The sequence below is a fragment of the Humibacter albus DSM 18994 genome (assembly GCF_000421825.1).
GTDB lineage: Bacteria > Actinomycetota > Actinomycetes > Actinomycetales > Microbacteriaceae > Humibacter > Humibacter albus.
The window spans coordinates 623831-647958 of sequence record NZ_ATXT01000011.1 but is presented as its reverse complement, the minus strand read 5'-3'; the positions used below and the strand labels follow the sequence as shown (position 1 = coordinate 647958).

At 68.1% G+C, this 24128-nt stretch carries 19 protein-coding genes; 13 read left to right on the top strand and 6 right to left on the bottom strand.

The window, feature by feature from the left end; translation table 11 throughout:
• Positions 1-62: 62 nt before the first annotated feature.
• On the bottom strand, positions 63-743 hold the full coding sequence (locus H623_RS17720) for a murein hydrolase activator EnvC family protein (protein ID WP_022899743.1): 681 nt from the start codon (positions 741-743) through the stop codon (positions 63-65).
• 160 nt (positions 744-903) lie between these two features.
• Between H623_RS17720 and H623_RS17715 the strand changes: the two genes are divergently transcribed.
• The 10 genes from H623_RS17715 to H623_RS0104395 all read left to right on the top strand — a co-directional run bounded on the left by H623_RS17715 (position 904) and on the right by H623_RS0104395 (position 10657).
• Complete coding sequence (locus H623_RS17715; protein WP_022899742.1) at positions 904-2391, top strand: sugar porter family MFS transporter; 1488 nt, start codon at positions 904-906, stop codon at positions 2389-2391.
• Positions 2392-2686: 295 nt separating this feature from the next.
• Positions 2687-3655, top strand: coding sequence for a 30S ribosomal protein S2 (gene rpsB, locus H623_RS0104435; RefSeq protein ID WP_022899741.1), 969 nt, complete (start codon positions 2687-2689; stop codon positions 3653-3655).
• A gap of 34 nt (positions 3656-3689) precedes the next feature.
• A complete protein-coding gene (gene tsf, locus H623_RS0104430) occupies positions 3690-4517 on the top strand; it encodes a translation elongation factor Ts (RefSeq protein ID WP_022899740.1) in 828 nt (275 codons plus the stop codon).
• Positions 4518-4688: 171 nt separating this feature from the next.
• Complete coding sequence (gene pyrH / locus H623_RS0104425; RefSeq protein WP_022899739.1) at positions 4689-5402, top strand: UMP kinase; 714 nt, start codon at positions 4689-4691, stop codon at positions 5400-5402.
• A gap of 71 nt (positions 5403-5473) precedes the next feature.
• Positions 5474-6028 (top strand): ribosome recycling factor, encoded by a 555-nt coding sequence (gene frr / locus H623_RS0104420; RefSeq protein WP_022899738.1) that lies wholly within the window; start codon positions 5474-5476, stop codon positions 6026-6028.
• Positions 6029-6035: 7 nt separating this feature from the next.
• A complete protein-coding gene (locus tag H623_RS0104415) occupies positions 6036-7049 on the top strand; it encodes a phosphatidate cytidylyltransferase (RefSeq protein ID WP_022899737.1) in 1014 nt (337 codons plus the stop codon).
• Between the two features lie 105 nt (positions 7050-7154).
• Positions 7155-7706, top strand: a complete 552-nt coding sequence (locus H623_RS0104410; protein ID WP_022899736.1) for a DivIVA domain-containing protein — start codon at positions 7155-7157, stop codon at positions 7704-7706.
• A 189-nt stretch (positions 7707-7895) separates the two neighbouring features.
• Entirely contained in the window at positions 7896-8519 is a 624-nt protein-coding gene (locus H623_RS22030) for an aggregation-promoting factor C-terminal-like domain-containing protein (RefSeq protein ID WP_022899735.1), read from the top strand.
• Positions 8520-8552: 33 nt separating this feature from the next.
• On the top strand, positions 8553-10292 hold the full coding sequence (locus tag H623_RS0104400) for a cation:proton antiporter (protein ID WP_022899734.1): 1740 nt from the start codon (positions 8553-8555) through the stop codon (positions 10290-10292).
• Between the two features lie 65 nt (positions 10293-10357).
• A complete protein-coding gene (locus tag H623_RS0104395; RefSeq protein WP_022899733.1) occupies positions 10358-10657 on the top strand; it encodes a hypothetical protein in 300 nt (99 codons plus the stop codon).
• A gap of 73 nt (positions 10658-10730) precedes the next feature.
• Here the strand turns inward: H623_RS0104395 and H623_RS0104390 are convergent, their stop codons facing one another.
• Together H623_RS0104390 and H623_RS0104385 are read right to left on the bottom strand one after the other, a co-directional pair.
• Positions 10731-11777, bottom strand: coding sequence for an AI-2E family transporter (locus H623_RS0104390; RefSeq protein ID WP_022899732.1), 1047 nt, complete (start codon positions 11775-11777; stop codon positions 10731-10733).
• Between the two features lie 21 nt (positions 11778-11798).
• Positions 11799-13247: a DivIVA domain-containing protein gene (locus H623_RS0104385; RefSeq protein WP_022899731.1), complete on the bottom strand. Its 1449-nt coding sequence runs from the start codon at positions 13245-13247 to the stop codon at positions 11799-11801.
• 392 nt (positions 13248-13639) lie between these two features.
• Here H623_RS0104385 and H623_RS0104380 point away from each other — a divergent pair, with 392 nt between their 5' ends.
• Positions 13640-15541 (top strand): hypothetical protein, encoded by a 1902-nt coding sequence (locus tag H623_RS0104380; RefSeq protein WP_026939906.1) that lies wholly within the window; start codon positions 13640-13642, stop codon positions 15539-15541.
• Positions 15541-16494 carry a tetratricopeptide repeat protein gene (locus H623_RS0104375; RefSeq protein WP_022899729.1) on the top strand — a complete coding sequence of 318 codons (954 nt, stop codon included), beginning with the start codon at positions 15541-15543 and terminating at the stop codon, positions 16492-16494. The genes H623_RS0104380 and H623_RS0104375 overlap by 1 nt, the downstream gene beginning before the upstream one ends.
• Before the next feature lie 111 nt (positions 16495-16605).
• Here H623_RS0104375 and glgB read toward each other — a convergent pair whose 3' ends face one another.
• Positions 16606-18831, bottom strand: a complete 2226-nt coding sequence (gene glgB, locus H623_RS0104370; protein ID WP_022899728.1) for a 1,4-alpha-glucan branching protein GlgB — start codon at positions 18829-18831, stop codon at positions 16606-16608.
• Positions 18831-20882 carry an alpha-1,4-glucan--maltose-1-phosphate maltosyltransferase gene (locus H623_RS22120; RefSeq protein WP_022899727.1) on the bottom strand — a complete coding sequence of 684 codons (2052 nt, stop codon included), beginning with the start codon at positions 20880-20882 and terminating at the stop codon, positions 18831-18833. Before H623_RS22120 ends, glgB begins: the two co-directional genes overlap by 1 nt.
• A 191-nt stretch (positions 20883-21073) precedes the next feature.
• On the opposite strand from H623_RS22120, the gene glgP reads away from it, so the two are divergent.
• The gene (glgP, locus tag H623_RS0104360) at positions 21074-23584 is read left to right on the top strand and encodes an alpha-glucan family phosphorylase (RefSeq protein WP_022899726.1); all 2511 of its coding nucleotides are present in this window, start codon (positions 21074-21076) and stop codon (positions 23582-23584) included.
• Between the two features lie 25 nt (positions 23585-23609).
• Here glgP and ybaK read toward each other — a convergent pair whose 3' ends face one another.
• On the bottom strand, positions 23610-24101 hold the full coding sequence (gene ybaK / locus H623_RS0104355) for a Cys-tRNA(Pro) deacylase (protein ID WP_157560879.1): 492 nt from the start codon (positions 24099-24101) through the stop codon (positions 23610-23612).
• Positions 24102-24128: the final 27 nt, after the last annotated feature.

Sequence of the window (24128 nt, the reverse complement as noted above, 5' to 3'; positions counted from 1 at the left end):
GGCGCGGATCGTCCAGGCGGCACGGACCGCTCGGGCGAAACGGATCATTCGATCGGTCGGGATCATTCGATCGGAAGAAGCACCGCACGCGGCACACCACCGAAGAAGAGCATCGGCGAGACGTAATCGCCGCGCACGCGCACGCCGAGATGGAGACACCGCAGCGAGCAGTGCCCACCCGTCGATATCGTGCCGATCGGCGCACCCCGTGTCACGGCGTCGCCCGTGACCAGCTCGGTGGTCACGGGTTCCAGGCTCACCAGGACGCCGTCCGCCGTCTCGACGGTGACAGTCGCCCGATCGACGACGACACCTGCGAATCGCACCGTTCCGTCTATCGGAGCGGCCACGCGTTCGGCCGTGCCGGCCCGGATGTCGATACCCCGGTGCCCGGCCGAGTACCGGGTGGCGGGCGCCTCGAAACCGCGGATCACGCTGCGAGCACCAGAGACCGGCCAGGGCCAGGAAGCCGTGGCGTTGCGGGCCTGGCTCTCGTCGTCGGGCGGGCGTGCGTCGGGTGAGGCGCTTGCGCTCGCGTCTGCGATGCCTGCGGAACTCGCATTCGGGACTGCAAAGCCCGCGGAACTCGCATTCGAGTCTGCGATGCCTGCGGAACTCGCGCTCGACCACTCGGAGGGGCTCGCGCTCGCCGGGTCGGGGGTTCCGGCGAGCGCGAGCAGGAGCGCCGCCACCGCGACGGCCGATCGGATTCGGGTAATGAGACGGCGACGCGGTGACGGCATGTGTCGATCGTGCCGACCGGCGGCGGCCCGGCGCCCCGGTCGCGGACAGCCGTGGATAACTCGTCACCTTCCCTCGCCTGGGGAGGACGAGTTGGCGTGCACTCGGTGCAGGTGCGATGCCGCGGTGTTAGCGTGCAGTGAGACTGAGGGGGCGAGGTCGATGTCGAACGCGCGATCTGACGAGCAGAACGACACCAGCGGCGGAGGGGGCGCACGCGGTTCCGCGATGGGCACGGCGCACAGGGGGAAGGTTCTCGGCGTCACCATCTCGGCGGCTCTCGGCGGACTCCTCTTCGGGTTCGACACCTCCGTGATCAACGGCGCTGTCGACTCGATCCAGCACACGTTCGATCTCGGCTCGGCCGCCATCGGGTTCACCGTCGCGATCACGCTGATCGGGTGCGCCGTCGGCGCCTGGTTCGCCGGTCAGCTCGCCGACGCCTGGGGACGCAAGTCGGTCATGCTGCTGGCCGCGATCCTGTTCATCGCCAGTTCGATCGCTTCCGGAGTCGCATTCGCCGACTGGTTCCTCATGCTGTGGCGGTTCATCGGGGGCCTGGCCATCGGCATCGCGTCCGTGATCGCGCCGGCCTACATCGGCGAGATCGCGCCCGCGAAGCTGCGCGGTTCGCTGAGCTCTCTGCAGCAGCTCGCCATCACCCTGGGAATCTTTCTGGCACTGCTCTCGGATGCGGCGCTCGCCGGATCCGAAGGCAACGCGCTGCGCGAACTCTGGTTCGGGCTGCCGGCCTGGCGTTGGATGCTGCTGGTCGGCGTCATCCCGGCCGTCGTCTACGGCATCCTGTCGCTGTCGATCCCGGAGTCACCGCAGTATCTGTTGCGCAAGGGCCGCAAGAACGATGCGCGTGCCGTGGTGCGCGACGTCACGGGCGCGATCGACATCGACCGTCGCCTCGACGAGATCCAAGACAGCCTGGAGAGCGAACGCCGCGCCCGGTATCGCGATCTGCGCGGCAAGGCGCTCGGCCTGCAGCCGATCCTGTGGGTCGGCATCGGCATGGCCGCGTTCCAGCAGCTGGTCGGCATCAACGCGATCTTCTACTATTCGACGACGCTGTGGAAGTCGGTCGGCTTCAGCGCGGGCGACTCCTTCATCACGTCGGTGATCACGTCGGTGATCAACGTGGTGCTCACGTTCGTGGCGATCTTCTTCGTCGACAAGGTCGGGCGCAAGGCGTTGCTGCTCTGGGGCTCGGCCGGCATGTTCGTCGGTCTCGTGCTCGCTGCCGTCTCGTTCTCGCAGGCGCACGTGTCGGGCTCGAACGTGACGCTGCCGCAGCCGTGGGGTGTTATCGCGCTGATCGGCGCCAACCTCTTCGTGATCTTCTTCGCAGCCACCTGGGGCCCGGTGATGTGGGTCGTGCTGGGCGAGGTGTTCCCGAACAAGATCCGCGGCCTCGGGCTCGGCATCGCCGCCGCTTTCAACTGGGTCTTCAACTTCCTGGTCACCCTGCTGTTCCCTGTTCTGAGCCAGGCGGTCGGACTCGGCTGGGTGTACGCCGGATTCGCGCTCTTCGCCGCGCTGTCGTTCTGGTTCGTCTTCTCGGCACTGCCGGAGGTGACAGGCCTCGAGCTGGAAGACAAGTCGAAGCTAGAGCACCTGCATCGTCAACGTGCCGAGGCGTGACGCGACGACACGAGGCGGATGCTCGCGGCTGTTATGATGGGCAGGCATCCCGCTTGTCGGGATGACTACGCGCGCCCGTTCGCCGCAGATCAGTCCGAGTGATCGGACGGGATCGGTGGCTCCGTCTGAGTGATCCGGCGGAGATCAGCGGCACGGGCATCCTTTGGTCTCCGACCTGTTCGGAGCGGATGCCCGTCGAGCGCCAGGCGCGGAGCCATTCGGCTCTCGCGAGAAAACCGACCCAGGCATCCGTCGTACCGTGCGTGCGCGCGATGCCCAGAAAAGGAGAACGGCCATGGCCGTCGTCACCATGCGCCAGCTGCTCGACAGCGGCGTGCACTTCGGACACCAGACGCGTCGCTGGAACCCGAAGATGAAGCGCTTCATCCTCACGGAGCGCTCCGGCAGCTACATCATCGACCTTCAGCAGTCGCTCGCGTACATCGACAAGGCGTACGACTTCGTCAAGGAGACCGTCGCCCACGGCGGCACGATCCTGTTCGTCGGCACCAAGAAGCAGGCTCAGCAGGCCATCGCCGAGCAGGCGACCCGCGTGGGCCAGCCCTACGTGAACCAGCGCTGGCTCGGCGGTCTTCTGACCAACTTCCAGACCGTCTCCAAGCGCCTCGCTCGCATGAAGGAGCTCGAGGAGCTCGACTTCGAAGGCACGACCAGCGGATTCACCAAGAAGGAACTGCTGATCAAGAAGCGCGAGCTCGACAAGCTGCACAAGTCGCTGGGCGGCATCCGCAACCTCAGCAAGACCCCGAGCGCGCTCTGGGTGGTCGACACCAAGAAGGAGCACCTCGCCATCGACGAGGCGACCAAGCTGGGCATCCCGGTGATCGCCATCCTCGACACCAACTGCGACCCCGACGAGGTGCAGTACCCGATCCCGGGCAACGACGACGCCATCCGCTCCGTGAGCCTTCTCACGCGCATCGTCGCCGACGCCGCGGCCGAGGGCCTGATCCAGCGTCACCAGAAGCCCGAAGAGGGTGCGGAGGGCGCGGAGCCGCTGGCTGAGTGGGAGCGCGAGTTGCTCGAGGCCGGCGACGGGGTGCAGTCCAACGCGGAGACCGCCAAGGTCGCCGATGCCGACCTCGCCGAAGGCAAGGCCGAAGCCGCCGAGATCGTCGACGAGTCGGCAGAGCAGGTCGAGGCCACCGAGTCCGCCGCTGACGCCGAGGGTGCGTCCGCCGAGGCAGCCGAGGTGGTCGAGGCGGACAAGGTCGCCGAGGGCGCCGCCGTCGAGGCCGAGTAATCCCACACTTTTCGATCGAGGAGTTCACACCACCATGGCAAATGTCAGCATTGCCGACATCAAGGCGCTGCGCGAGCAGCTCGGTACGGGCATGGTCGACACCAAGAAGGCGCTCGAAGAGGCCGGCGGCGACATCGCCAAGGCCACGGAGATCCTGCGCCTGAAGGGTGCGAAGGGCAACGCGAAGCGTGCCGACCGTTCCACGAGCGAGGGTCTGGTCGCCGCCCGTGAGGCCGGCGACCGCGCCTACCTGCTCGAGCTCAACTGCGAGACGGACTTCGTCGCGAAGAACGACAAGTTCATCGCGCTCGCCTCGGGCGTGGAAGACGCGGTCGTCGCCGCGAGCGCCACGTCGCTCGACGAGGCGCTCGCCGCCCCCGCCGAGGGCAAGACCGTCGCCGACCTGATCAACGACGAGGCGGCGATCCTCGGCGAGAAGGTCGAGTTGCGTCGCTTCGCCAGCCTCACCGGCGAGCACTTCTCCATCTACCTGCACCGCACGTCGAAAGACCTGCCGCCGCAGGTCGGTGTCGTGGTCGCCTACTCGGGCGACGATGCCGAAACGGCTCGCAGCATCGCACAGCACATCTCGTTCGCCAATCCCGAGTACCTGACGCGCGACGACGTTCCGGCCGACAAGGTCGAGAACGAGCGCCGCATCGTCGAGGAGATCTCGCGCAACGAGGGCAAGCCCGAGGCCGCGCTGCCGAAGATCATCGAGGGTCGCCTGGGAGCGTACTTCAAGCAGGTCTCCCTGCTCGACCAGGACTACGCCAAGGACAACAAGCAGTCCGTCGGCAAGGTCGTGGCGGATGCCGGTCTCACCATCACCGGTTTCGCCCGCTTCAAGGTCGGGGCCTAGCGCCGCGAAAAGGAGTCCGGACCGCATGTCGGTCCGGGCTCCTTTTCTGTGCCCGCCTTTTCTGTGCCCGCCGCTTTCGACACGACCCACAGCGACGGATGCTTTCCCGGCGCGTCGACAGCCGGTCACCGGTAGCTTTAGATTCGATCATCATCAGAAAGGGACTCGCCCATGCCACAAGCCACCCGACGGAGGGTCCTTCTCAAGCTTTCCGGTGAGGCCTTCGGGGGCGGCGCTCTCGGCGTGAATCCGGATGTCGTCGGCTCGCTCGCCCGCGAGATCGCTCGCGCAGCCGAAGACGTCGAGGTTGCGATCGTGGTCGGCGGGGGCAACTTCTTCCGCGGTGCGGAGCTGAGCCAGCGCGGCATGGACCGCGGTCGTGCCGACTACATGGGCATGCTCGGCACCGTTATGAACGCACTCGCCCTGCAAGACTTCCTCGAGCAGGCCGGCGCCGCCACCCGCGTCCAGTCGGCGATCAGCATGACTCAGGTGGCCGAGCCCTACATTCCGAGACGCGCCGAGCGACACCTCGAGAAGGGACGGGTGGTCATCTTCGGCGCTGGAGCCGGGCTGCCCTACTTCTCCACCGACACCGTCGCCGTGCAGCGTGCCCTCGAGATCGGTGCCCAGGCCGTGCTGATGGCCAAGAACGGCGTGGACGGTCTCTACAGCGACGACCCGCGCAAGAACCCGGACGCCGTGAAACTGGACCGCATCACCTACCAGGACGCGCTCGTGCGCGACCTCAAGGCGATCGATGCCACGGCGCTCAGTCTCTGCCGCGACAACGGCATGCCCATGCAGATCTTCGGCATCGAGCCGGCCGGCAGCGTGACCGAGGCGATTCTCGGCAGGGAGATCGGCACGATCGTCGGCGCGTGAGTCCCGCGTCCTGCCGGATGGGCCGCGGCCTCTAAGCTTGATCTGTTCGACACGAGACAAAGGAGCGACACGTGATCGCCGACTCACTGGCCACAGCCACGGAGCGCATGACCAAGGCCGTCGACGTGGCCAAGGACGACTTCTCGACCGTGCGCACCGGGCGCGCGAACCCTCAACTCTTCCAGCGCATCCTCGTGGATTACTACGGAACGCCCACCCCGCTGGCGCAACTCGCCTCGTTGCAGAACCCCGAAGCCCGCACCCTCGTCATCACGCCGTACGACAAGTCGGCGCTGAAGGACATCGAGAAGGCCATCGTGGCCGCCCCGAATCTGGGCGCGACACCGAACAACGACGGCACGATCATCCGCGTGACCATGCCCGAGCTCAATGAGGAACGCCGCAGGGAGTACGTGAAGATCGTGCGCTCGAAGGCGGAGGACGCGCGGGTCTCGATCCGCAACATCCGTCGCAAGGCGAAGGACGAGCTCGACGCACTCAAGTCGGAGGTGGGTGACGACGAGGTGGCGCGCGCCGAGAAGGAGCTCGAGTCCATCACCAAGAAGCACACCGATCAGGTCGATGAGGCGCTCGGCCGCAAAGAAGCGGAACTCCTCGAGGTCTGATCCGACGATGCCTGCGACGCCCGACGCCTCATCCGGTCCGCCGGACGATGGCGTGCGTCATGAGCGGTCTCGTTCGCCCCTCTCGCGTCGCGTCCACGAGACGCGTGCCGACATCGAGCGCCAGGTTCAGGCTCAGGTGCAGGCCACCCGAGCGCAGCTGGATGCCACGAACGAGAAGATCCGGCAACGCACCGGCCGCAATCTCATCTTCGCGATCCTGATCGGCCTGGTCGGCGGCGCCCTGCTGCTGTTCAGCCTGATCTTCATCAAAGAGATCTTCATGGTGTTCGCGGCGGCGATCGCGGGCTTCACCTCGTTCGAGTTCGCCACCGCGCTGCGCAGGGCGGGGCTGCGGGTGCCGCGCGTGGCACTGGCCGTCGTGGCCGTCGCGCTCGTCCCCGCCGCCTACTACCTGCATGCCTCGGGGGAGTGGCTGGTGGCGATCGCCGGTCTGCTGCTGCTCTGGATCTGGCGTGCCGCAGAGACGATCTCCCCGGCCCATCGCGTCGGCGGGGGCGCCTTGCTGAGAGACCTTGTGGCCTCGGCACTCGCCATCCTGTACGTCCCGTTCCTCGCGTGCTTCTCGGTTCTGATGGCGGCCGAGCCCGGCGGGCAGTGGTGGCTTCTGGCCACGTTGATCCTCGTGGTGGCGGTGGACACCGGGGCGTATGCGGCGGGACTGTCGTTCGGCAAGCATCCGATGGCCCCGACGATCAGTCCGAAGAAGACCTGGGAAGGCTTCGCCGGCGCAGCGGCCGCCGCGCTCATCGCGGGTGTGGTGCTCTCGGTGTTCATGTTGAACGCCCCGTGGTGGTTCGGCCTCATCATGGGGGCGCTCATCCTGATCGCGGCGACCGCGGGCGATCTGGTCGAGTCGCTGATCAAGCGGGACATCGGCATCAAAGACATGAGCTCATGGCTCCCGGGGCACGGGGGCTTCCTGGACCGGCTGGATTCGATCCTGCCCTCGGTGGCGATCGGCTACGTGCTCTACGTGGTGTTCGCCCCGTTGTTCGGCTGACAGGCTCGGCCGACCGGCTCGGTGAGACTCGGGCGGACCGCGCTCGAGCACGGGAGGCGGCGCGCGGGCGATTCCCGGGCGGATCACATGATCGGTTCTGGAAGAATGTTCGCCGTGGCCACCTTTCCGACCGTCAAGCGCAGCAAACGCGGATACGACCCCGAGGAGGTCGACCGGTTTCTGAAGCTCGCCCGACGGGCCTACGAGGGTGACGACGCCGTCCCACTGACCGCGGAAGACATTCGCCGCACGGGATTCACGCTGCACCGCGGGGGGTACCGGGCCGATGCCGTCGATGGCGCCTTGGAACGGCTGGAGGATGCCTTCGCTGCACGAGAACGCGCCCGTGCCCGCCAGGAGCTGGGCGACAAGCGCTGGCTCGAGGAGGCCCGCGCGACGGCGCAGGTGATCCTCAACCGTCTCGGACGCCCCGAGGGCAAGAAGTTCGATCGTACGAGCATCTTCACGATCGGGTACAACAAGCGCGAGGTCGACCGGTTCGCCAAGCGTGCGCTGCGCTACTTTCGCGACGGCATGCCGATGTCGGTCGACGAAGTGCGAACGGCCGTCTTCCGTCAGCAGCGGCACGGCTACCGCGAAGCGCAGGTCGATCTGCTCCTCGACGCCGTCGTCGACGTCATGCTCGCGGTTCGATGACCGTGGCGTGCACCGGTATGGATGCCGGCCGACGCGTCTTGCAGACCGGCTGTGGGCATCCGATGCAGAATTCAGCGGGAAAAGCCGCGCGCGGGCTTGGGTTGCAGTGCCGATCTTCGTTATCGTGGTGTGATCGTGGGTAGGCGAGTACGACACCTGGCAGAGCCTCCGACACCGGCCCGAAGCGCGGTGGAGGCGTCTGTTCGGCGACGCCGCGTCACGAGGCCCGTCGTCGTCGCCGTCGCGTTCATGGCGGCGATCGGATTCTTTCTCGTGAACATCGTCGACCCCTACTCGGGTGCGACCGCATCGCCGGAATACGCGTCGACTCATGCGCGCTTCCTCCACCAGAAGGTGCAGAAGTACGACGTGTCCGCGCGGGCGGCACTCGTCGATGTCAGCGCCGACACGTTCTCGTCGAAAGCAGCGCCGAAGGTCGTCACGCCCGTCGTCACGACGGACGACGACGACAGCGGTTCTTCGGGGGCACCGGCCGCCGGAACGCCTGATCCGGGCAGCGCCCAGGCGTACGCCAAGAGCGCCCTGGCCGCCGCCGGCATGGGCGACGATCAGTACAACTGCCTGGTCGCGCTCTGGAACCGCGAGTCCAGCTGGAACGTCTACGCCTACAACTCCAGTACGGGCGCCTATGGCATTCCGCAGGCGCTCCCCGGCAGCAAGATGGCCTCCGCGGGCGCGGACTGGGCGACGAGCTTCGTGACGCAGGTCAACTGGGGCCTGGGCTACGTGGACGGTCGCTACGGGAACCCGTGCGGCGCGTGGGCGCACTCCGAGTCGACAGGTTGGTACTGAACGATCGCTCTTGTCCGCCTCTAGGCTGACGGGATGGAGTACGCGCTTCTCATCATCGCGGGAATCATCGTGCTCGTCGCGACCGCCGCGTTCTCCAAGAAGCTCGGAGTGGCCACGCCGATCCTTCTTGTCGTGATCGGGATCGGGTACTCGCTCGTTCCCGGCGCGCCGCACATCGGCCTGAACCCCGAGCTCGTGCTCGAAGTGCTGCTGCCGCTTCTGCTCTACGCAGCTGCAGTGCAGGTACCGCTCATGGACTTCCGGCGCAACCTGCGCGGCATCACGATGCTCTCCGTGGTGCTGGTGGTCGTTTCGGCCGTGGTCGTCGGCTTCATCCTCTACGCGCTGCTTCCGCAGCTCGATTTGGCCGCGGCGATCGCGCTGGGCGCCGTGGTGAGCCCGACCGATGCCGTGGCGGCCACGGCCGTGGCGAAACGGCTCGGTCTGCCCGCCCGCGACGTCACCCTGCTCGAGGGCGAGAGCCTCGTCAACGATGCGACGGCACTCGTCCTGCTGAAGTCCGCGATCGCGGCCACGGCCACCTCGGTCAGCCTCTGGAGCGTGGCGGGAGACTTCGTGCGCTCGGTCGTGGTCGCGGTCGTCGTCGGCCTGATCATCGGCTTCGTCACGGTTTGGGTGCGTTCCAAGTTCTCCGACCCGATCCTCGAGACCGTCGTCACGTTCGTCGTGCCGTTCCTCGCGTTCATCCCGACGGAGGCGCTGGGCGCGTCTGGCGCGCTTTCGGTCGTGGTCGCCGGGCTCTACGCCGGTCATCAGTCGGCTCGGCGGCTGAGCGCGCTCTCGCGCATGAGCGAGCGTGTGAACTGGCGTGTCATCGCGTTCATCATCGAGAACGGAGTGTTCCTGATGATGGGCGCGGAGCTGACCAGCCTCGTGAGGGAGTCTGTGCAGCATGCGGAGATAGGGCTGGGCGCCACGATCGCCATGGGACTGCTGGTCGTCGCGGTCCTGCTGGTGGTGCGCGCCCTGGTGGTCATGCCGGTCCTGTACTCCATCAGACGGGCCGCCGGTCGAGCCGACGACAGCCGCGAGCGCCTCTCGTCGATGCAAGATCGCATCCGCTCGATCAGGGACAGGCTGGGCGACGGCCATCGGGCCAGTGCGCGGGTACGTCGTGCCGAGCACACCATCGCCCGGCGTGATGCCGACATGATCGACCTGCAGAAGAACAACGTGGGGTGGCGGGACGGCGCCGTCCTCACCTGGGCCGGCATGCGCGGGGTCGTGACGCTGGCGGCGGCGCAGTCGCTTCCGGCGAACACTCCATACCGAGCACAACTCGTGCTGATCGCCTTCATCGTGGCCATCGTCACGCTGCTCGCACAGGGCGGCACGCTGCCCTGGGTCATCCGCCTGACGAAGATCCGCGGAACGGATGCCGCGGCAGACCTGCGGGAACTCGCGTCGCTTCTCGACGAGATCGCCGATGCCGCGGAAGAAGCGCTGAACGGCGCGTCGATCGATCTGCCGGAGGGCGTCGAGATCGATCAGGCCGTGACCGAGCGACTGCGCCGCGAGATCAACGCTCTCGCGGAGTCCGCCTGGGAGCAGGCCGCGGTGCACGAGGGAGAGGCGCCGGTGGGCCCTCACGCTCAGTACCGCATGCTGCTCAGGGTCACCATCGACGCAGAGCGCGAGGCGCTGCTGGAGGCGCGTTCGAAGGGCGTCTACCCCTCGAGGGTGCTGAATCGTGCCGAGAGCCTGCTCGATCAGGAGGAGGCTCGGCTGGATCAGGGCGCGGGCCGCGACTGACGACGACCGCGACGAGGGCGTGTGCCGCGCTCACCCCTCGAATACGAGATTTGTAGACTGGGCGGGTGCCGCGCTCCAATCGACCCCGCCGACGCGGCCGCGGCGAGCAGAAGTCCGAGCCGGACGACCTGAGCAGAATGATGTCGGGCTGGCGTCGCACCGAGACGCGGCGCGGCCACCAGTGGAACGTGCAGCCGGTCTCGGCCGCCTCCGCTGTGAAGAACTACAGTTGTCCCGGTTGCGGCGGGATCGTCGCGCCGGGCACGGCCCACCTCGTGGTGTGGCGGGCGGACGGCGTGCTCGGAGACGCGGCCGACCTGGCCTCGCGACGGCACTGGCACACCGGGTGCTGGCGCGTCGTGTAAGCGCTCCATCGCAGTGCACCGCGTAAGCGAGCCGCGTAGGCGACGGAAGTGTGCGCGTTCCCGCCGTCGGCGGTCAGAGCTCGTTCTGCCGGGGCACGACGACCTGTTTGATGATCAACAGCATGGAAGCGGCCACCGGGATGGCGATGAGGGCGCCGAGGAGGCCGAGCAACGATCCCCCGGCCAGCGCGGCGATCACGACGAGGGCGCCCGGCACCGACACCGCCCTGTTCATGATGCGCGGCGACAGCACGTACGCCTCGACCTGCATGTAGATCACGTACCAGATGGCTGCGATCAGGGCGGTGATGGGGGAGGAGGGCAGCAGAACGAGCGTGAGCAGCACGATGACGACGGATCCGGTCAGCGTGCCGACGAGCGGGATGAGCGAGAAGAGGAAGGCGATGACCGCGAGCAGCAGGGGAAACGGCGCGCCGATGATCGTCAGGAAGATGGCGCTCAGAATGCCGTTGCAGAGCGCGAGCGCGACCTGGCCCATCACGTACTTGCCCACCGAGTCGGTGATCTGCTCGGCGATGTCGGCGAAGCGCGCACGCTTGCTCGCCGGGACCAGCTCGTAGGCCGTGCGCTTCATGTTGGGCAACGACGCGGTGAAGTAGATGGTGAGGATCAGCACGATCAGCACGCCGAAGAAGCCCGAGACGATCCCGATGCCGACCGAGAGGAGGCCGGCCCCGATGTCGCCGGCGGAGTGCTGCACGGAGCCCCACACGTCTTGCAGCGTCTTGTCGAAGTCGATGCCGGGGAACTGCTTCTGCAGCCCCACGTACCAGTCCTCGTACGTGCCGTTCTGTACGAATTCGGTGATCTTCTCCACGAGGCTCGAGGCCTGTTTGACGATGATCGGGATGATCGCCCAGAGCAACAGGCCGAGGAGGGACAGGATGACGACCAGCACGATCACGATGGATGACCAGCGGGGCAGCTTGCGGCGCTCGAGGAACGCGATGATCGGCTCGAGTCCCAGTGCGAGGAAGAGGGCGGCACCGATGTAGGTGACCACCGTCGACAGCGAGACGATCGCCGACAGGATCAGGATGCCCAGGCCGACGCCGAGGGTCCCGATCAATCCGACACGGAAAGCGTTCTGGATCTTCATGGGCCCCTCGGCGTGGTCGGATCAGCTGTTCTCTGCCGAGACCTCTTCGGCCTGCTGCAGGACGCCGCGGAGGCTCTCGAAGTAGCCGGCGACGGTTTCGCGCTCGATCCTAATCTGCGACAGGCGCTCTTCCGCGTCCGCCACGAGGACGCGGGTGCGCTCTTCCGCGTCATCGATGATGACCCGTGCGCGCTCTTCGGAGGCGCGCACGATCTCGCGGGCGGAGTTCTCGGCCTCCTTGCGCGCGGCCTTGACCTCTGACCGCATCTCCTTCTCGATCGCCTCGCCCTCTGACCGCACCTCGTTCGTGCGACGAGTGACTTCTGCGAGCTCGGCGTTCGCGTCGTCGAGGTACTTCTGCGTCTGTGCCACGGCTTCCTGATGCCGGGACAGGTGCTCCTTCTCGGACTCGTCGCGGCGGGCCTTGAGCTCGACCTCGAGCTCCATGCGAGCGCGCTCCGCCTCGTGGGCGAGGCGCTCGGACTCGGCGGCGACCTGCGACCGAACGCCGGCGAGCTCCTCGTCGAGCTCCTTGCGCGCCTTGTCCGCCGAGCGCTGGAAGGCCTTGCGCTCCTTGTCTGCCTCGGCTTCGGCTTCGGCCTTGCGCTGCTCGAGGTCACGGGCGAGCGACGCCCGCCCCTGCTCGATCTCATTGGCGAGATCGATGCGGGCCTGCTGGGTGTCGGCCGCCAGGTCGCGCTTCGCCTGCGCGATCTCCGCCTCCAATTCCGTGCGCCGGTCCGCGAGCTCGGCCTCCACCTCCGCCTTGCGCTGTTCCACCTCACGTGCGAGGGCGGCACGCGTCTCCTCGACCTCGCGAGCCAGACCATCCGCGTCGGCCCGCGCCTGCGCCGCCTCCGCCGTCGCCGCGGCCTTCACCTCTGCGGCCTGGTGTTCGGCCTCGGCCCGCACGGACGCGGCCTCGCGCTTCGCGGTCGCGCGCAACTCCGCGACCTCCGTCGCGACGGAGCTGCGCACGGCTGCGGCTTCGCGCTGGGCCTCCTGGTTCATGGTCTCCGCGCGCGTCCTCGACTCGGTGACCAGCTCGTTGGCCTCGATGTTCGCGTCCTGCAGCGTGGTGTCCGCCTGGGCGTGCGCTTCGGAGAGGATGCGCTGGGCCTGCTCCTCTGCGGTGCGCCGAGTCTTCTCGACCTCGCCGGCGACGGCCGCGCGCAGCTTCTCCGCGTCGATGTCCGCCTGCGCGATCATGCGTGTCGACTGCTCTTCGGCGACACGGAGCGTGTTCTCGAGCTTGGTGCCGAGGCCGGAGAAGGTCGGACTCCCGACCTCCTCGATCTCGGCGTTGAGCTCGTCGATGCGGGCACTGAGACGCTTGATCTCCTTGGCGGCGTCGGCGCTCTGTGCGTTCGCCTGGATCAGCTCGCGGCGCAGATCCTGCAGTGCCTTGTCGACTTCGTCTTTGTCATAACCGCGGAAGACTTGAGTGAACTCTGTTTCTTCGGTAGCCACGGGGCTTCTTCTCTCCGGCTGGTCTCGGGGGCGTGGTGAGTCGCGTTCGACGCTGCCGGATGGGGGCTGCCGGCAGGCGACGCAAAAGCCGTCGCGTCGGCGCGGCGGTTCTCTGAGTGTAGTCGTGCACGCGCCCCGAATGGAGGGTGACCTCGGCGCCGGGGGCGGCCGCGCGGACTGATGCACGGGCGGGGTTTCGCCAGGTGCCGATGCGGCATCCAGCCCGCTGGGAGCGGCTTCTCAGGGCTGTTTCGGTATCGTGGTGCTTCTGCCGGTCTGAAATATCGTCGAACCGGCCGTCACCCGATACCGGAAGCCGCGCGCGCTTCACGCGCCGAGCGCACCGAGCGCCGTGGTTGATGCAGGCGAGACGAGACAGCGAAGGAGAGTACGTGCGATTCCTGATCGCCATCCTGGCGTTCGTCGCGGCGGCCGTGACCATCGCGCTCGGCATCGCGCAGCGCACCATCTGGATTCCGCCGGCGAACGTGGCCGCCGGCACCGTGGTGAAGGGCGATCCCGCGTTCATCGTCATCTCGGGCGCCGTGCTGCGGGCTCGCACCGGCCAGCAGACGCTCACCGTCGCCGGCAGCGACAAGCCGCTCGTCGCCTACGGGCGTACGGCGGATGTTCTGGCCTGGCTCGGCCACGAGAAGTACGCGAAGGTGAGTTACAACGCGGCGACCAACTCGCTCTCGTCGAAGATCGTGCGAGGCACGTCGTCGGCGGACGCCGGCTCGAAGTCGACCTCCACCGGCACGGCGACCCCCGCGCCAACCGTCACCGCCCATGCTGACGGAACGACTTCGACGCAGACGTCGACGAGTGGCGACTCGAAGAAGAAGGCGGGGCCGAATCCTCAGGGCTCCGACCTCTGGCTCGAGGAGTTCACCGGCTCCGACGCCACGGTCACCAAGATGAACGTTCCCGACACGGTGAGCGTCATCATCGCCAGCGACGGCACCAAGCCGGCTCCCGACAAGATCAGCCTCACCTGGCCCTTGGACAATCGCACACCGTGGGCGGGCCCGCTGATCGTGGGCGGCCTCGTCCTGGCGGCCTTCGGAGTCTTCATGTACATCCTGGCCATCCGGCACCTGCGTCGATCGCGCGGACCGCGCCGGGGTGGCGGCAAGCCGCCGAAACTGCCCCGCGGGTCGAAGCCGCCGAAGCCGGGTAATTACAAGCCGACGCAAGAGGTCGAACCGCCAGCCCGCGGCCGCCGCGCCATCGGCCGGTCCTTCGTCGCGGTGCCCGTCGTTCTCGCCGGCACGATTGCGCTGGCCGGCTGTTCGTCGAGCTATTGGCCCCAGTTCGGTGCCGGCAGCACGGCGACGGCGACGGCATCCTCGACCCCGTTGGCCACCGATCTGCCCGGCCAGGGGAAGGACACCCCGCCACCTGCTGTCACCGAACCGCAGCTCGACAACATCGTGGCCTCGATCTCGGTCACGGCGGGCAAGGCCGACGCCTCATTGAGCCCCTCTCTTGCGGCGACTCGCTTCACTGCCGCGGCGCTGGAGGCGCGCACGGGGGATTACGCGTTGCGCACCAAGAAGTCCGACGCCACCGCGACTCCGAGCATCAGCAGCACCGTCTCGCTGGCGCTGCCCGAGGCGACCGCCGACTGGCCGCGGGTCGTCAGTGCTGTCGTGCACGATCCGAAGGACAGCAAGTCCGCGCCGTTGGATCTGGTCATGGTGCAGAACACTCCACGTGACAACTACAAGGTCGCGTACGCCATCTCGCTGGAAGCCAACGCCGACGTGCCCGACCTTCCCCCGGCGAACATCGGCACGTCGATCGTGCCGCCCGACTCGAAGCTGCTTCTGGCCGCTCCGAACAAGCTTGGCGACTACTACGGCGACGTGTTGCAGAACGGCAAGAAGAGCAAGTACTACGACCTCTTCGACTCCAAGAGCGACAAGCTCGCACCACAGGTCGGCGCGGACTACAAGGCGCAGCAGATCAAGAGTCTTCCGAGCACGGCGAGCCTCACGTTCAGCACGAGCGCGGGAGATGACGCGCCCGTCGCGATGGCGACGAACAACTCGGGCGCGATCGTCGCCACAGACATCAGCGAGGTCTCGACCCTGAAGCCGGTGGAGGCCGGGGCGACGGTGTCGACCAGCAACGCCAACGTGCAGGCGCTGACCGGCGTGACCGACAGCACCAAGGGCATCCAGACCACGTACGGCTATCAGCTGCTGTTCTACGTGCCGCCGGCGGGCTCGAAGCAGAAGATAGTCATGCTCGGTTTCACCCAGACACTTCTCAGCGCTAAGGAGCTCTGATGACCAACACGCCCGATGCCGCCTCACTGCGCGGTGCCGTGGATCTCTCCGCACTGGCGAACCGCTCCTCGGAGGCGCAACCGCCGAGCGACGCACCCCCGCAGGCGCTCCCTGGTCTGATCTACGACGGAACGGACGCGAACTTCGCCCAGTTCCTGGAGTTGTCGAACACGGTGCCCGTCATCGTCGACCTGTGGGCGGAATGGTGCGGGCCGTGCAAGCAGCTCTCGCCTGCCCTGGAACGCGCCGTCGCCGACTACTCGGGCCGCCTGGTGCTCGTGAAGGTCGACGTGGATGCCAACCCGCAGCTCGCGCAGGCGTTCCAGGCCCAGTCGATCCCCACGGTCGCGGCACTGATCGGCGGCCGGCCGGCGCCGTTGTTCGTGGGAGCCATCCCCGAGCAGCAGGTGCGCGAGGTCTTCGAGCAGGTACTCGAGGTGGCGGCGCAGAACGGTGTGACCGGAAGCGTCAGCGTGGAGCCGACCGACGGAACCGACGGGAACGACGAGGCTGAAGCGTCGGAGCCGGAACCCGAACCTCTTCCGCCCCACCACCAAGAGGCCTACGAGGCGATCGAGAAGGGCGACTACGCCACGGCCATCGCCGAGTACAAGCTGGCCATCGCCCAAGACCCTCGGGACGACCTCGCTGTCGCCGGTCTGGCTCAGGTCACGCTGCTGGAGCGGCTGGCCGGGGCCGATGCCGCTTCGCTGCGCGAGGCCGCAGCAGCCGCGCCGCACGACGCTGCCGCGGCACTCGCGGTCGCGGATCTGGACCTCTCGGGCGGCCACGTCGACGACGCGTTCACGCGGCTGCTCGACCTCTTCAGCGCCAGCGATCAGGCAGGAAAAGACGCGATACGCGCGCGCCTGGTGGACTACTTCGAGATCGTCGGCGTCACGGACCCGCGCGTCATCACGGCGCGAAGCAGGCTCGCGTCGCTGCTCTACTAGGCCGCGGCGCCCGTTCTCTACTAGGCGGCGGCGCCCAATGAGGGGCCTCCTCGGTCGCGGAGCGAGGCGGAGCCCGCTCGGGTGGGCGAGCGCGCCCGGCTTCGCGCCTTCTCAGCGCGCCCGACGGGGGCGAAGCCAGAGCGTGCCCAGCGGCGGGAGCGTGAGAACGGCGGAGGCGCGCAGACCGCCCCACGGAGCATCCGTCGCCGTGACGGTGCCGAGGTTGCCCGCTCCGGAACCGCCGTACTCGACCGCGTCGGTGTTCAGCAGTTCCTCCCACTCACCGGCGAACGGCATCGGCAGACGGTAGTCGGTGTGCGGGACGCCCGCGAAGTTGCTGATGCACACCAGTGGGTCCCCGTCGCCGATCCGGGCGAACGCCACGACATTGGATTGTGCGTCGCCGCCGTCGAGCCATTGGAATCCGCGCGGGTCGTGGTCGTGGCGCCACAGCGCCGGCTCCGTGCGATAGAGGGCGTTCAGACGCGCCACGAGGTCCCAGAGCCCCCGGTGCGTCGGCTGGTCGAGTACCCACCAGTCGAGCCCGCGTTCCTCGCTCCATTCCGAGAGCTGGCCGAACTCCTGGCCCATGAACAGCAGCTGCTTTCCCGGGTGCGCCCACATGAACGCCAGGTAGGCGCGAGTATTGGCGAGCTTCTGCCAGTGGTCGCCCGGCATCTTGTTCACCAGCGAGCCCTTGCCGTGCACGACCTCGTCGTGACTGATCGGCAGCAGGAACTGCTCGCTGAACGCGTAGACGAACGAGAACGTGATCTCGCCGTGGTGGTAGGAGCGGTAAAGAGGGTCCTCGTGCATGTACTGCAGCGAGTCGTGCATCCAGCCCATGTTCCACTTCAGCCCGAACCCGAGCCCGCCCGCGCTCGTCGGGGCCGTGATCCCCGGGAACGACGTCGACTCCTCGGCGATCATCACGATGCCCGGGTTGCGCTTGTACGCGGTGGCGTTCGCCTCCTGCAGGAACGCGATCGCCTCGAGGTTCTCGCGACCTCCGTGGACGTTCGGAGCCCACTCCCCATCGGCGCGGGAGTAGTCGAGGTAGAGCATGGATGCGACGGCATCCACGCGCAGCCCGTCGACGTGGAACTCCTCGAGCCAGTACAGCGCGTTGGCCACCAGAAAGTTGCGTACCTCGGCGCGGCCGAAGTCGAAGACGAGTGTTCCCCAGTCCTTCTGCTCGCCGCGACGGGGATCCGGATGCTCGTACAGCGGTTCGCCGTCGAACCGCGCCAGCGCCCACTCGTCCTTCGGAAAGTGTCCAGGCACCCAGTCCATCAGCACGCCGATACCGGCGCCGTGCAGCCGGTCGATGAGATAGCGCAGGTCGTCGGGGCGGCCGAACCGGCTGGTGGGCGCGTAGTAGCCGGTCACCTGGTAACCCCAGGAACCACCGAACGGATGCTCGGCCAGCGGCAGGAACTCCACGTGCGTGTATCCGAGGGGCGTCAGGTAGTCGATGAGCGCATCCGCCGCCTCGCGATAGCCGAGTCCGGGACGCCACGAGCCGAGATGGAGCTCGTAGACGCTCATCGGACCGGAGTGCGGGTCTCGGGAGACGCGTGCGCGCATCCACTCGTCGTCGCCCCAGGCGTGATCGCTCACCGTGACGACGGAACCCGTGGCGGGTGGGACCTCCGCACAGCGTGCGAGGGGGTCTGCTTTCAGGTGCCACCGGCCGTCTCGGCCCCGCAGCTCGAACTTGTAGACGGCACCGGGGGAGACCGCGGGAAGGAACAACTCCCAGACGCCGCTGGAGCCCATGGACCGCATGGCCGATCCGACGCCGTTCCAGCCGTTGAAATCGCCGGCGACGCGCACCGCCGTCGCGTTCGGCGCCCACACTGCGAACGCCGTCCCGACGACCTCGCCGTGCTCGCCGTGGTGCGCACCGAGCACGTCCCAGAGCCGCTCGTGCCTGCCCTCGCGGATCAGGTGCAGATCCAGTTCGCCCACCGTGGGGGAGAAGCGGTACGGATCATCGGCGGTCCACACCGTTCCGTCCTCGTAGCGCGCCTCGATGCGGTACGCCTGGAGCCCGAGCACATTCACGCCTTGCCAGACGCCGTGGGCGAGGTGGCCGAGCGAGACGCGCGCCCCGGTGCTCAGCACGGCGGTGACCGCCGACGCGAGAGGACGCAACGTGCGGATGACCGTGACACGGTCGGCCACGCCCGCCGCGGCCACGAGGTGCTGGCCGAGCACCGAGTGCGGGTCGTGGTGCCGGCCCTCGGCGACCGCCAGGAGGAGCTCGTCGTCGAGCGCGGGCGCCTGGATCGCGGCGGAGCCGTCGGAGTGCGCCACGGGGTGCGTCTCGGTCATCATGCCGCCTTCACGCTGAGGATGTGCGCGGGCTCGTGGAAGGCATCCAATCGCACGTAGTTCACGCTCGACCACGTCCACGAGGCGCCCGTGATCGCGTCCGTCACCCGGATGTCGGTGTCGGGCGCGACGCCGAGCGCGGTCAGGTCGAGGTGCACGAGCGTCTCGCGCACCGAGTGCGGATCGACGTTGACGACGACGAGCACCGTGTCGTTCTCGCCCGTCGGCGAGAGCTCCGCCGGCAGGTGCTTGGAATAGACCAGCACGGCGTCGTCCTCGCTGGAGTGCAGGTGCAGATTGCGCAGCTGACCGAGCGAAGGATGGGTGCGCCGTGTCTGATTGAGCATGCGCAGGTACGGGGCGAGTGAGTCGCCCGCGGCCTCCGCTGCCGCGTAGTCGCGCGGTCGGTACTCGTACTTCTCGTTGTCGACGTACTCCTCGGCGCCGCTGCGGGCCACCGCCTCGTACAGCTCGAAGCCGGAGTACACGCCCCAGCTGGGCGCCGCGGTCGCGGCGATCGCCGCGCGGATCTTGAACGCGCCTCTGCCTCCGAACTGCAGGTATTCGGTGAGGATGTCCGGCGTGTTCACGAACAGGTTCGGGCGCAGGAAGTCTGCCGTCACGTGCGAGATCTGGTCGAGGAACTCCTCGAGCTCCTCCTTCGTGTTGCGCCAGGTGAAGTAGGTGTACGACTGCTGGAAACCCGCCTTCGCGAGCGTCTGCATGATCGCCGGGCGGGTGAACGCCTCCGCGAGGAAGACGACGTCGGGCTGCTTCGCGTTCACGGTGTGGATGAGCCACTCCCAGAAGTCGAGCGGCTTGGTGTGCGGGTTGTCGACGCGGAAGATGCGGATGCCGAGGCGCATCCATCGCCTCACGATGCGCAGTGCCTCGGCGCGGATGCCCTTCGGATCGTTGTCGAAGTTGATCGGATAGATGTCCTGGTACTTCTTGGGCGGGTTCTCGGCATAGGCGATACTGCCGTCGGGCAGCGTCGTGAACCATTCCGGATGCTCGCGCACCCAGGGATGATCGGGAGACGCCTGCAGGGCGAGATCGATCGCGACCTCCAGCCCCACCTTCCTGGCGGCGGCGATGAAGTGCTTGAAGTCGGCCTCCGTGCCCAGGTCGGGATGGATCGCATCGTGGCCGCCCTCGGTCGAACCGATCGCCCAGGGGGATCCGGGATCGTGCTCGTCGGCATCCAACGAGTTGTTCGGGCCTTTGCGGTAGGCACGCCCGATCGGGTGGATCGGCGGCAGATAGACCACATCGAAACCCATCGCGGCGATCTCGGGCAGCCGTGCTTCCGCGGTGCGGAACGTGCCAGAGGTCCACGCGCCGTCTCGGCGGCGTTCGGCGCCTGCCGAGCGTGGGAAGAACTCGTACCAGGCCCCGACGCCGGCGCGTTCCCGTTCGACGAGAATCTCTCGTGAAGCCGACGACGTCACCAGACTGCGCAGAGGGCTCTCGGCCAGGAGGTCGATGACGCCGCCGTCGGCAAGCGCCCGCAGCCGGTCGACCGCCGTGCCGCTTGCGCCGGTGAGCGCCGTCGCCGCGGTGGACAGCAGGACACCGTCGGCGCTGTTCGCGTGCTCGCCCGCCGCCCTCGTGAGCAGCTGTGCGCCGAGCGTCAGCATCACCTCCACATCGATGCCAGCAGGCACCTTGATGCAGGCGGCATGCCACCACGCGGCGACGTCATCGGCCCAGGCCTGCACGCGAAAGCTCCACGCGCCCTGCTCGTCCAGCCGGGCGCTGACGCCCCAACGATCCGTTCCAGGGCCGAGCGAGCGCATCCGGTGACGGGCCGTCTCGCCGTCGGGAGACGTGAGCACCAGGTCGACACCGATCGGGTCGTGCCCTTCGCGGAAGGCGGTGCAGGCGAACGGCACCACCTCTCCGCGGAACGCCTTCGCGGGCCAGGCGCCGCCGTCGACGAGCGGGCTGAGGTCGAGGATCGGCAGGCGTCCGAGAACCGGCTCGTACCTGGCCGACGGAGGTGATGTCGCGGCGGTGCCCCGGCGGGGCGAGCGGGGCGTGGTCGGCATGCTCCGACCGTAGCGCGCCGCGCGACGAAAAGACGAGCGGTCGACACCGCACGTCCCTGTACTCGAGAATGCCGCTCGACAATGCCCCCCACCACAATGCCCGCCACGACAATGCCCGTCACGACAAAGCTGCCATGCACTCGGATGCGCGTGCATGAGTTCGTCATGAGCGGTGGGTAGGGTTTCGCCTCGTGAAGGTCTTACGTCGATTCACGGTTCGTCCCGCCCTCCCCGCGGCGCTGAGCGCACTGCAAGAGCTCGCTTCGAACCTGCGCTGGTCGTGGCACGAGCCGACCAGCGAGCTCTTCCGCGAGATCTCCGATGTGCTGTGGACGCGCAGCGGACACGATCCGCTCGCGCTGCTCAGCTCCGTCGGGACGGATCGGCTCGAGGCGCTCGCCGCCGACCCTGCTTACGTGGCGAGGGCCGACGCGTTGCTTCAGGATCTGCGCCGCTACCTCGACGAACCGCGCTGGTACCAGAGCCTCGCCGAGGCTCCGGAGGCGATCGCGTACTTCTCGCCCGAGTTCGGCATCACCGCGGCTCTGCCGCAATACTCGGGCGGCCTCGGAATCCTTGCGGGCGATCACCTGAAGTCCGCCTCCGACCTGGGCGTCCCGCTGCTCGGCATCGGGCTGTACTACAGGTCGGGATACTTCCGTCAGTCCCTTTCGGCGGCCGGCTGGCAACAGGAGAGCTATCCGGTCTTCGACCCGGACGGGCTGGCGCTGTCGCTACTGCGCAATCCGGACGGCACACCGGCGACCGTCTCGCTCGCGCTGCCCGAAGGACGCACCCTCACCGCGCGCATCCGCATGGCGCAGGTGGGCCGCGTGCGCCTGTTGCTCCTCGATGCCGACGTGCCCGAGAACGACGACGGCCTGCGTTCGGTGACCGATCGCCTGTACGGCGGCGATGGCGAGCACCGGTTGAGGCAGGAGCTGCTGCTCGGCATCGGCGGGGTGCGTGCGCTGCGAGTGGCACAGCGGCTGCTGGGCACGGCGTCGCCCACGGTGTTCCACACGAACGAAGGGCATGCCGGGTTCCAGGGGCTGGAGCGCGTCGCCGAGCTGATCCGCGGCGGACTGACGCTTCGGCAGGCGCTGGAGGCCGTACGGGCGAGCACGGTCTTCACCACGCACACACCGGTGGCGGCGGGGATCGACCGATTCGAGGCATCCCTCGTTCGCCGGTATTTCGAGCCGCACGACCTGGTGCCGGGCGTGGACGTGGACGACGTGATGCGCCTCGGTGCCGAGGACTACGAGGGCGGAACGCCCGGCGTCTTCAACATGGCGGTGATGGGGCTGCGACTCGCACAGCGCGCCAACGGGGTGTCGAAGCTGCACGGAGCCGTTTCGCGGCCCATGTTCGCCGGTCTGTGGCCAGGATTCGACGCCGACGAGGTGCCGATCGGCTCCGTGACCAACGGCGTGCACGCGGCGACCTGGACGGATCCGCTGCTGCAGCAGCTCGCGCAGGAGGCTCTCGGCACGGGCGACACGGCGCACGCGGACTGGCTCTCGCCCGAACTCACCGACGAACAGCTGTGGTGGGTGCGCGGCCGACTGCGCGCGAACCTGGTGCAGGATGCCCGTGCCCGCGTGAAAGCGAACGTGCTCGATCCCGACGTGCTCACGATCGGCTTCGCCCGGCGCGTCGCCACGTACAAGCGGCTCACGCTCATGCTGCACGACCGGGAACGGCTCATCCGCATGCTGAACGACCCCGAGCACCCGGTGCAGCTGGTGGTCGCCGGGAAGGCGCATCCCGCCGACGACGAGGGGAAGCGGCTCATTCAGGAGCTGATCGACTTCACCGAACACCCCGAGGTGCGCGGCCGGCTCGTGTTCCTGCCGGATTACGACATCGGCATGGCGCAGACGCTGTACCCGGGCTGCGACATCTGGCTGAACAACCCGCTGCGACCGCTCGAGGCGTGCGGAACCAGCGGCATGAAGGCGGCGCTCAACGGCACGCTGAACCTCTCGATCCTCGATGGCTGGTGGGCCGAGTTCTACGACGGCGAGAACGGCTGGGCGATCCCCTCGGCCGATACCGTCGGCGACGGGGCGGAGCGGGACGCCCGGGAGGCGAACGCGCTCTACGACCTGATCGAGAACGAGATCGCGCCCCGGTTCTATGACAGGGACGAGGCCGGCATCCCTTCGGAGTGGATGCGCCGGGTTCGGCACTCGATGGCGGCCCTGTCGCCGCAGCTCAGCGCCGACCGCATGGTGACGCAATACGTCGACGATCTCTATGTTCCGGCGCACAGGGCGGCGATGCGGATGTCGGCCGACGACTTCGCCGCGGCCCGCGACTTCGCGGGGTGGAAGGCGCGCGTGCACGGTGCCTGGAACGGTGTCTCGGTGGCGCACGTCGGCGCCAGCATGCCCGACGATCTGCCCAGCGTGGGTGACGGTTTGCGCGTGCGCGCGCACGTGCTCCTCGGCGAGCTCGGCCCGGGCGACGTGGCCGTCGAAGCGATAGTGGGCCGAGTGTGCGATGACGGTGCGCTCCGGAACGCGAGGTATGTCGCGCTCGAGCCGCGGGACGGCGATCCCGCGCCGTCGATCCGATTCGAGGGCGTGGTGCCGCTGACGGCTGCCGGCACGTTCGGCTACACGGTGCGCGTCGTCCCGCGGAATCCCGCCATGGCCGATCCCGCGGAACTCGGGCTGGTCGTCGGCCCCGAGTGAGCCCGCCGCCGGCCGGGAACGACGCTCAGTCGCGGCCGATCCGCGCGAGCGTGGCGCCGGTCGCCGTGATCAGGTCTTCCGGGGTCAGTTCGATGTCGAGACCCCGCCTGCCGCCGGAGACGTAGACGGTCTCGAAGTCGCACGCCGAGGCATCCAATACCGTGCGGAGGCGGGATCTCTGCGCGATCGGCGAGATGCCGCCCACGACGTAACCGGTTCTGCGTTCGGCGACCGCCGCATCCGCCAGGACTGCGCGCTTGGCGCCCACCGCCGCGGCCAAGGCCTTGAGATCGAGGCGGCCGACGACCGGAACGATGCCGACGACGACCACGGCGTCGGCGCGCGCGATCAGAGTCTTGAACACGCGTTCCGGAGGAACACCGAGCGCCTCCGCGGCCTCGAGCCCGAACGAGCCGGCCGCCGGGTCGTGTTCGTAGGCGTGCGGTGTGAACGGGATGCCCGCGCGGGCCAGTGCGAGCGTGGCCGGTGTTCCCACCGTGGCCTTCTTCGCCATCATCGTTCCCCGCTCGGTCGCTCGACCCGT

What these genes read in the sequence shown, in the direction of transcription:
- H623_RS17720 (WP_022899743.1), bottom strand. Translation starts at nt 743, where the DNA reads ATGCCGTCACCGCGTCGCCGTCTCATTACCCGAATCCGATCGGCCGTC.
- H623_RS17715 (WP_022899742.1), top strand. Translation starts at nt 904, where the DNA reads ATGTCGAACGCGCGATCTGACGAGCAGAACGACACCAGCGGCGGAGGG.
- rpsB (WP_022899741.1), top strand. Translation starts at nt 2,687, where the DNA reads ATGGCCGTCGTCACCATGCGCCAGCTGCTCGACAGCGGCGTGCACTTC.
- tsf (WP_022899740.1), top strand. Translation starts at nt 3,690, where the DNA reads ATGGCAAATGTCAGCATTGCCGACATCAAGGCGCTGCGCGAGCAGCTC.
- pyrH (WP_022899739.1), top strand. Translation starts at nt 4,689, where the DNA reads ATGCCACAAGCCACCCGACGGAGGGTCCTTCTCAAGCTTTCCGGTGAG.
- H623_RS0104415 (WP_022899737.1), top strand. Translation starts at nt 6,036, where the DNA reads ATGCCTGCGACGCCCGACGCCTCATCCGGTCCGCCGGACGATGGCGTG.
- H623_RS0104410 (WP_022899736.1), top strand. Translation starts at nt 7,155, where the DNA reads ATGTTCGCCGTGGCCACCTTTCCGACCGTCAAGCGCAGCAAACGCGGA.
- H623_RS0104400 (WP_022899734.1), top strand. Translation starts at nt 8,553, where the DNA reads ATGGAGTACGCGCTTCTCATCATCGCGGGAATCATCGTGCTCGTCGCG.
- H623_RS0104390 (WP_022899732.1), bottom strand. Translation starts at nt 11,777, where the DNA reads ATGAAGATCCAGAACGCTTTCCGTGTCGGATTGATCGGGACCCTCGGC.
- H623_RS0104375 (WP_022899729.1), top strand. Translation starts at nt 15,541, where the DNA reads ATGACCAACACGCCCGATGCCGCCTCACTGCGCGGTGCCGTGGATCTC.
- glgB (WP_022899728.1), bottom strand. Translation starts at nt 18,831, where the DNA reads ATGACCGAGACGCACCCCGTGGCGCACTCCGACGGCTCCGCCGCGATC.
- H623_RS22120 (WP_022899727.1), bottom strand. Translation starts at nt 20,882, where the DNA reads ATGCCGACCACGCCCCGCTCGCCCCGCCGGGGCACCGCCGCGACATCA.
- ybaK (WP_157560879.1), bottom strand. Translation starts at nt 24,101, where the DNA reads ATGATGGCGAAGAAGGCCACGGTGGGAACACCGGCCACGCTCGCACTG.